Annotated in this window: 1 protein-coding gene; it reads left to right on the top strand. The window is 64.6% G+C overall.

Annotated elements, in window-relative coordinates; all coding sequences use genetic code 11:
- Positions 1 to 589: 589 nt before the first annotated feature.
- Positions 590 to 1561 (top strand): DUF6670 family protein, encoded by a 972-nt coding sequence (locus ACFWF3_RS35130; protein WP_379318424.1) that lies wholly within the window; start codon positions 590 to 592, stop codon positions 1559 to 1561.
- Positions 1562 to 1655: the final 94 nt, after the last annotated feature.

Raw genomic sequence — 1655 nt, forward strand, 5'->3', positions numbered from 1 at the left:
CCCCCACGCCCTAATACGGGCACTAGCACCTCAAGCTAGCGCGTCTGCCATTCCGCCACCCGGACTTGCTGGTGTGCCAAAAGATTATCCGACGCGCCGTCGGAAACCAAATCGCCTAGCTGACCTGCTGTTTGTTCAGGTTCTGCACTCGGCGCTGAGATCAGACCGACGAGGGATACCGGGGGGTCCGCGGTGTGGTTCGGCGTTGGTCTGCGCCCGGCGCCGTCCAGGTGTCGGTTGGGCCACCGTGAAGCGACCACTCCATCGCGTAGCCCAGGTCGGGAGGCCGACGGATAGCGTTCGGTCGCTCTTGACGGTTCGGAATCCCGAGCGTAATTTACCAATCAGTCAATTCTACCTGTGACTATCGGTAACACACACATGTGGCTCTCACCGGCAGGCGCGGGCCCGGCCGTCCAGCGAAGGAGCAATGGCGCTCATGGAACACCCCACGGCATTCACTCAGCACCCCGCAGCCGACCGTCGATCGCGCGTACTCGATCGTCTCGCACGCCCGATACTGGACGCAGTCCTGCCACGAATCGACTCGCGCGTCCTGGATTCGACCAGGCCGTTCAGGACACCGGAGATGATGCGACCGCACGCCGAGTCCCGGCGGTGGGCATGGACGCACTACGGAGTGTTCCTCCCCGAGCTACCCGGCCCGCACCGCTACCTGAACACGATGACCTTCATCGGCGCGACTGGTGCACTGGCCTTCGACAACGACTATCTCGCCGCCGATGACGCCCGCGACACGGCCACCGTCCTGTCGTCTACTGCTGCCGAGGGGCAACACCACTACCGCGCCTACGACACGGGACGCGACTGCTCTTTCGCTGCCGACGGCTCCCGTCTCGATTGGGGCCGCGAGCTGAGCATCACCGGGGCGTATCCCTATTTCCACGTCCGCGGTCAGTATGACGATTTCGACGTGAGCCTCGATATCCGAGCGACGGACCAGGTTTCGTGGTTCGTCCGCACCCCCTTCTACGACCACCTCAGCCTGTTCGCGACCGCCACCGGAACCCTGACCGACAAGACCGGCACGGTCGCCATCGAACAGACGTTGTGCACGTTCGAATACGCCCGTTGCATGTCGCCGCAATCGGTTACGGCACAGGCGCTTCCGACACAACGCAAGCTCCCCGTCGACTTCTTCACCTACCAGATCATCAACCTCGACAGTTCGACGCAGGTGCTGCTCACCGAGGTTCGTGCCGCCGGCGCGGTCGCGTGCCTGCTCGCACATGTGCGGTGCGTCGACGGGACAACGCGGGTGTACGACGACGTCGCCATGACGATCCTGTCCTATCAGCCGAAACCGCTGATAGATCCTCGCGGCCGCCCGATGCGCGTCCCGCAACAACTGCGCTGGCGGGTGCGCGATGCGGCGGGTGCGGAGGTCCTGACATTCGACGCCGAAGTCGACAGCCCGCTCCGCTACGGGCACGGCCGCGGCTACGTCGGCGCCTACACCTACCGAGGAACCTGGCAGGGCCGACGTTCGGTCACGGGAAGCGGCTACCTGGAGTGGATCGACTGCGAACCGGGGCAGTGACCACGGCACACTCCAGCATCGTTGTCTCGACCTGAAAATTCACCGCGATTCGGCATCCACGGCGTCGCGCGACGCCGTGGAGCTGTCCGGTCCC

The organism is Nocardia sp. NPDC060220 (genome assembly GCF_042727815.1).
GTDB lineage: Bacteria > Actinomycetota > Actinomycetes > Mycobacteriales > Mycobacteriaceae > Nocardia.

Coding starts and splice junctions, on each gene's coding strand:
- ACFWF3_RS35130 (WP_379318424.1), top strand. CDS start 590: ATGATGCGACCGCACGCCGAGTCCCGGCGGTGGGCATGGACGCACTAC.